This window comes from Mesorhizobium sp. M7A.F.Ca.CA.004.12.1.1, assembly GCF_003997835.1.
Classification (GTDB): domain Bacteria; phylum Pseudomonadota; class Alphaproteobacteria; order Rhizobiales; family Rhizobiaceae; genus Mesorhizobium.
This window is the reverse complement of sequence record NZ_RZRK01000426.1, coordinates 1-5,396: the sequence shown is the minus strand read 5'-3', so window position 1 is coordinate 5,396 and position 5,396 is coordinate 1. Positions and strand designations below refer to the sequence as shown.

The 5,396-nt window shown below is 66.8% G+C and carries 7 protein-coding genes and 1 pseudogene; 7 read left to right on the top strand and 1 reads right to left on the bottom strand.

What is annotated here, in order from left to right; genetic code table 11:
- From EN984_RS21405 to EN984_RS21390, 4 genes and pseudogenes are all read left to right on the top strand, one after another.
- Window positions 1-432, top strand: a pseudogene (locus tag EN984_RS21405) (precorrin-3B synthase); the annotation flags it as partial.
- Between the two features lie 2 nt (window positions 433-434).
- Window positions 435-1,067: a precorrin-8X methylmutase gene (locus EN984_RS21400; protein WP_127271902.1), complete on the top strand. Its 633-nt coding sequence runs from the start codon at window positions 435-437 to the stop codon at window positions 1,065-1,067.
- A complete protein-coding gene (locus EN984_RS21395; protein ID WP_127271900.1) occupies window positions 1,064-1,822 on the top strand; it encodes a precorrin-2 C(20)-methyltransferase in 759 nt (252 codons plus the stop codon). Before EN984_RS21400 ends, EN984_RS21395 begins: the two co-directional genes overlap by 4 nt.
- On the top strand, window positions 1,819-2,583 hold the full coding sequence (locus EN984_RS21390; RefSeq protein WP_127271898.1) for a precorrin-3B C(17)-methyltransferase: 765 nt from the start codon (window positions 1,819-1,821) through the stop codon (window positions 2,581-2,583). Before EN984_RS21395 ends, EN984_RS21390 begins: the two co-directional genes overlap by 4 nt.
- On the opposite strand, the gene EN984_RS21385 is transcribed toward EN984_RS21390, so the two are convergent.
- Window positions 2,547-3,308, bottom strand: a complete 762-nt coding sequence (locus tag EN984_RS21385) for a cobalt-precorrin-6A reductase (protein ID WP_127270798.1) — start codon at window positions 3,306-3,308, stop codon at window positions 2,547-2,549. The two genes, EN984_RS21390 and EN984_RS21385, sit on opposite strands and share 37 nt — an antisense overlap.
- A gap of 1 nt (window position 3,309) precedes the next feature.
- Here EN984_RS21385 and cbiE point away from each other — a divergent pair, with 1 nt between their 5' ends.
- The 3 genes from cbiE to EN984_RS21370 form a co-directional block, all read left to right on the top strand.
- Complete coding sequence (cbiE, locus tag EN984_RS21380; RefSeq protein ID WP_127271896.1) at window positions 3,310-4,551, top strand: precorrin-6y C5,15-methyltransferase (decarboxylating) subunit CbiE; 1,242 nt, start codon at window positions 3,310-3,312, stop codon at window positions 4,549-4,551.
- Window positions 4,548-4,934, top strand: coding sequence for a cobalamin biosynthesis protein (locus tag EN984_RS21375; protein ID WP_127270799.1), 387 nt, complete (start codon window positions 4,548-4,550; stop codon window positions 4,932-4,934). The genes cbiE and EN984_RS21375 overlap by 4 nt, the downstream gene beginning before the upstream one ends.
- Window positions 4,931-5,396, top strand: a 466-nt coding sequence (locus EN984_RS21370) for an SAM-dependent methyltransferase (protein WP_245480093.1), incomplete at its 3' end; no start/stop codon positions are given. The genes EN984_RS21375 and EN984_RS21370, both read left to right, overlap by 4 nt.

Here is a 5,396-nt window from a genome sequence, read left to right as displayed (position 1 = left end):
GCCCTCGGCTTCGTCACCGCCCCCACCGACCCGCGCACGCGCATTGCCGCTTGCCCCGGCACGCCGGCCTGCGCCTCCGGCCGCATTGCCACGCGCGAGATCGCCGAGACGATTGCCGCTGAAAACGCCGACATCCTCGACTTCACGCTGCACATTTCCGGCTGCGCCAAGGGCTGCGCCCATCCCGGCCCGACAGCCCTAGCGATTGTCGGCGGCGAAAACGGAGCCGGACTTGTCGTGAACGCGACGGCAAAGGCCCTTCCTGCGGGCTACAGGCCGGGCTATGACGCCGCGCGCGGCATCCGCCGCGTCGCGGCAATGATCCGCAGCGCACGATATCAAGGCGAGACTGCCGCTGCTTGCCTGACAAGGCTCGGGCCGGCCGGTATCGCCGAGGCTTACCGACAGGCCCAAACTGAAAAACGGAAATGAGCATGGCCGCCTACGACTACATCCATGACGGCACGGCGATCTACGAGCGCTCCTTCGCCATTATCCGCGCCGAGGCCGATCTGTCGCGCTTCTCCGAGGCCGAGGCCGATGTCGCCATCCGCATGATCCATGCCTGCGGCCAGGTCGAATCTTCAAGTCATTTTGTGTTCTCCACGGATTTGGTTGCCGCTGCCCGCACCGCTTTGGCGGCGGGCGCGCCAATTTTCTGCGACGCGGAAATGGTCTCGCATGGCGTCACCCGCGCCAGGCTGCCGGCCGGCAACGAGGTGATCTGCACCTTGCGCGATCCGCGCACGCACGACATCGCCAGGGAAATCGGCAACACCCGCTCGGCCGCCGCGATCGATTTGTGGGGCGAGCGCATGGCGGGCTCGGTGGTTGCCATCGGCAATGCACCGACCGCGCTGTTCTATCTATTGGAAAAACTGCGCGACGGCGCGCCGAAGCCTGCGGCCATCATCGGCATGCCGGTCGGCTTCGTCGGTGCTGCCGAATCGAAGGACGCGCTGGCCGAGAATTCCTACGGCGTTCCCTTTGCCATCGTGCGTGGCCGGCTCGGTGGCAGCGCCATGACCGCCGCCGCGCTCAATTCATTGGCGAGGCCCGGCCTGTGAACGCCCTTCCCAAAGGTCGTCTCGTCGGCGTCGGCACCGGTCCCGGCGACCCCGAACTGCTGACCCTGAAAGCCGCGCGGGCCTTGGCGGAAGCCGATGTCGTGGCCTATTTCGCCAAGCGCGGCAACAACAGCAATGCGCGCGCCATCGTCGAAGCGCAGTTCCGGCCTGAAATGACGGAATTGCCGCTGCTCTATCCCGTCACCACCGAAATCGACAAGGATCACGACGACTACCGCTCGCAGATCACGACTTTCTACGAGGAGTCCGCCGAGAAGGTCGCCGAGCACCTCCAGGCAGGCAAGATGGTTGCGGTGCTGTCCGAGGGCGACCCGCTTTTCTACGGCTCCTACATGCATCTGCATGTGCGCCTCGCCCATCGCTTCCCCACCGAAGTCATTCCCGGCGTAACCGCTATGTCCGGCTGCTGGTCGCAGACTGGTATCCCGATCGTCCAGGGCGATGACGTGCTGACCGTGCTGCCCGGCACGATGAGCGAGTTCGAGCTGACGCGCCGGCTGGCTGACACCGATGCCGCCGTCATCATGAAGGTCGGCCGTAACCTGCCAAAGATCAGGCGGGCGCTGGAGGCTACGGCCAAGCTGTCGCGCGCCGTCTATGTCGAGCGCGGCACCATGGCCGGCAGCGTGTCGATGAAGCTGGCCGACAAGCCGGACGACAAGGCGCCCTATTTCGCCATCGTGCTGGTCGCCGGCTGGTCCGGCCGCCCCGGCGCCGTGGGAGCGCAGGCATGAGCGGCCGTCTCACTGTCATCGGCCTTGGGCCCGGCAATGCCGATCAAGTCACTCCGGAAGCCAGCCGCGCCGTCGCCGAGGCGAAATTCTTTTACGGCTACAAACCGTATCTCGACCGGCTGGAATTGCGCCCGGAACAGACCCGCGTCGCTTCCGACAATCGCGAGGAACTCGCCCGCTCCAAGGACGCACTGATCAAAGCCGCCGAGGGCCACGACGTCGCGGTGGTTTCCGGTGGCGACCCCGGCGTGTTCGCCATGGCGGCGGCCGTCTGCGAGGCGATCGAGGCCGGCCCGGCCGAATGGCGCGCGGTCGATGTCGCTGTGGTGCCCGGCATCACCGCCATGCTGGCGGTCGCCGCCCGCATCGGCGCGCCGCTCGGCCATGATTTCTGCGCCATCTCGCTGTCCGACAATCTGAAGCCATGGGAGTTGATCGAACTGCGCCTGCTGGCGGCGGCCGGCGCCGGCTTCGTCATCGCGCTCTATAACCCGATCAGCAAGGCGCGCCCCTGGCAGCTCGGCCGCGCCTTCGAATGCCTGACCGCGATCCTGCCTGGTACCACACCAGTGATTTTCGGCCGCGCCGCCGGCCGCCCGGATGAGCGCATCGAGGTCTATCTGCTGGCCGATGTCGAGGCAGAGAAGGCCGACATGGCGACCTGCATCATCATCGGCTCGCCGGAGACCCGCATCATCAAGCGCGCGGAGAAGCCGGCGCTGGTCTACACGCCGCGCTCGTCCACGGGACGGACAAAATGATCGACCAACACGGTCAGCGCTTCAACGCTTTCAGCCGCGGGAACATCCGGCAAGACTGGCCGTTGGATCATGACCACCTCGAGGCCAAGCGCCCGCGCCGCGGCGATCTTGCCATAAGTCGCTTCGCCGCCGCTGTTCTTGGACACGACGACATCGATGCGTTGCTTTTCGAGCAGCGCGCGTTCCTCCGCCTCACGAAACGGGCCACGGGCCAGAAGATAGCTCGCATCCGGCACGGCAAGCTTGGGCTCGATCGCGTCGACGCTGCGGACGAGATAATGATGCTGGGGCGCAGCTTCGAAAGCAGCGACCTCTTGCCGGCCCAGCGCCAGGAAAACACGGCGCGGCGCCAGTCCAAGCGCTCGCGCGGCATCGCCGGATGTAATGACCTCAGTCCAGCGGTCGCCTTCGACAGGCTCCCAGCCGGGGCGTCGCAGCGCAAGGATCGGCACACCGGCCACGCGGGCGGCTTGCGCCGCATTGGCGGAGATCTGCGCCGCATAGGGGTGCGTCGCGTCGATCAGCAGGTCGATAGGCTCTTTCCGCAAATAATCGGCCAATCCATCGGCACCGCCAAAGCCCCCCGTTCGCACCGGCACGCCTTGCGCGACCGGGCTTTCAGTGCGGCCAGCCAGCGACAGCGTGACCGAGGCGCGCGCCGCCAGTTTTCCGGCCAGTTGCCGGGCTTCGGTGGTGCCGCCGAGGATCAGAATACGGTGGGTCATCATGCCTGCTGAAGGTCCGCGCGGTGCCAAGCTCACCCCAAAATGGCTCACAATCGTCGGCATCGGCGAGGACGGTTTAGCGGGTCTCGGCGACGAGGCCAAGCAGCGGATTGCCGAGGCGGAGATCATCTTCGGCGGCAAGCGGCACCTGGCGCTGGTCGCTTCCTTCGCCAAGGGCGAGGCGCGCGCCTGGCCGGTTCCTTTCGATGCCGAGATGGCTGACGTGCTGGCGCTTGCCGACAGGCGCGTCTGCGTGCTCGCTTCAGGCGATCCGTTCTTCCACGGCGTCGGCGCCACCCTCGCCCGCAAGGTCAAGCAACAGGAGATGCATGTCATCCCCGCACCGTCGGCCGTTTCGCTGGCGGCCGCGCGCCTTGGCTGGGCGCTGCAGGACATCGAGACCGTCTCGCTGCACGGCCGGCCGCTCGACCTGATCCGGCCGCTGCTGCAGCCACGCGCGCGCATTTTGGCACTGACCTCGGATGCCGAAGCCCCCGCTGCAATAGCGCGCCTGCTCACCGAACTCGACTTCGGCGCATCGCGGCTGACGATCCTGGAGGCCTTGGGTGGGCCAAGCGAGGACCACCGCACGATCCGCGCCGATGCCTTCGATCTCGAAAACATCAATCCGCTCAACGTGCTGGCGGTCGAAGTTGAATCCGGTCCGGACGCGCGCGTCCTGCCGCTCACATCAGGCCTTGCCGATCATCTGTTCGACCATGACGGCCAGATCACCAAGCGCGAGATCCGCGCGATCACCCTGTCGGCGCTGGCGCCGAAACGCGGCGAATTGCTGTGGGACATCGGCGCCGGTTCCGGTTCCATCGGCATCGAATGGATGTTGGCCCACCCTTCGATGCGCGCCATTGCCATCGAGGCCGATCCGATCCGCGCCGCCCGCATTGGCCGCAACGCCGCCGCCTGTGGCGTTCCCGGCCTTGTCGTGGTGGAAGGCAGCGCGCCCAGGGCACTTGCCAGGCTGGACACGCCGGACGCGATCTTCATCGGCGGCGGCGGCAGCGATGCCGGCGTGCTGAATGCTGCCATCAAGGCGCTGCGCCCGGGCGGCCGTCTCGTGGCAAATGCGGTGACGCTGGAGATGGAAGCCTTGCTCCTCGCCCAGCATACCAAGCTCGGCGGCGATCTCACCCGCATCGCCATCTCTCGCGCATCGCCGGTCGGCGCGATGCAGGCCTGGCGGCCGGCCATGCCAGTGACCCAATGGAGCTGGGTGAAGCCATGATGGTCGCGGGCATCGGCAGCCGAAAAGGCGTGAGCGTCGAAGACGTGCTTGCCGCGATCGAAACCGCGCTGGAGACTCATGGCCTGACGATGACGGCGCTTTCGGCACTGGCGACTGCCGAGTTCAAGAAGGATGAAGAAGCGATCGCCGCCGCTGGCCGCGTGCTGAGTCTTCCGGTCATCGTCGTCGATGACGCCACGCTTCAGGCCGCCTCGTCGGACACGCTCAGCCATTCCGACCTCTCGCAGGATGTTGCCGGAACCTCATCGGTTTCCGAGGCATCCGCCCTTGCCGTCGTCGGCAAAGGCGCCAGACTGCTTGGCCCGCGCACGGTGCTCGGCCCGGTCACCTGCGCGATCGCCATCAGTGGAGATGCGCCATGACCGTCCATTTCATCGGCGCCGGTCCCGGTGCCGCCGACCTCATCACGCTGCGCGGCGCGAGGCTGCTGGCAAGCTGCCAGGTCTGCCTGCATGCCGGCTCGATCGTCGCGCCCGAATTGCTACAGCACTGCGCGCCGGGAACAAAGCTGATCGACACCGCGCCGATGTCGCTCGACGAGATCGAGGCCGAGTATGTCGCGGCCCACAAATCGGGCCATGATGTCGCCCGCCTGCATTCCGGCGACCTGTCGGTGTGGAGCGCCGTCGCCGAGCAGATCCGCCGGCTGGAAAAGCATGGCATTCCCTACACGCTGACGCCGGGCGTCCCCTCCTTCGCCGCTGCCGCCGCCGCATTGCGCCGCGAACTGACCATTCCTGAAGTCGCGCAAAGCCTGGTGCTGACCCGCATCTCCGGACGCGCATCAAAAATGCCGCCCGGCGAAACGCTGGCCGGCTTCGGCC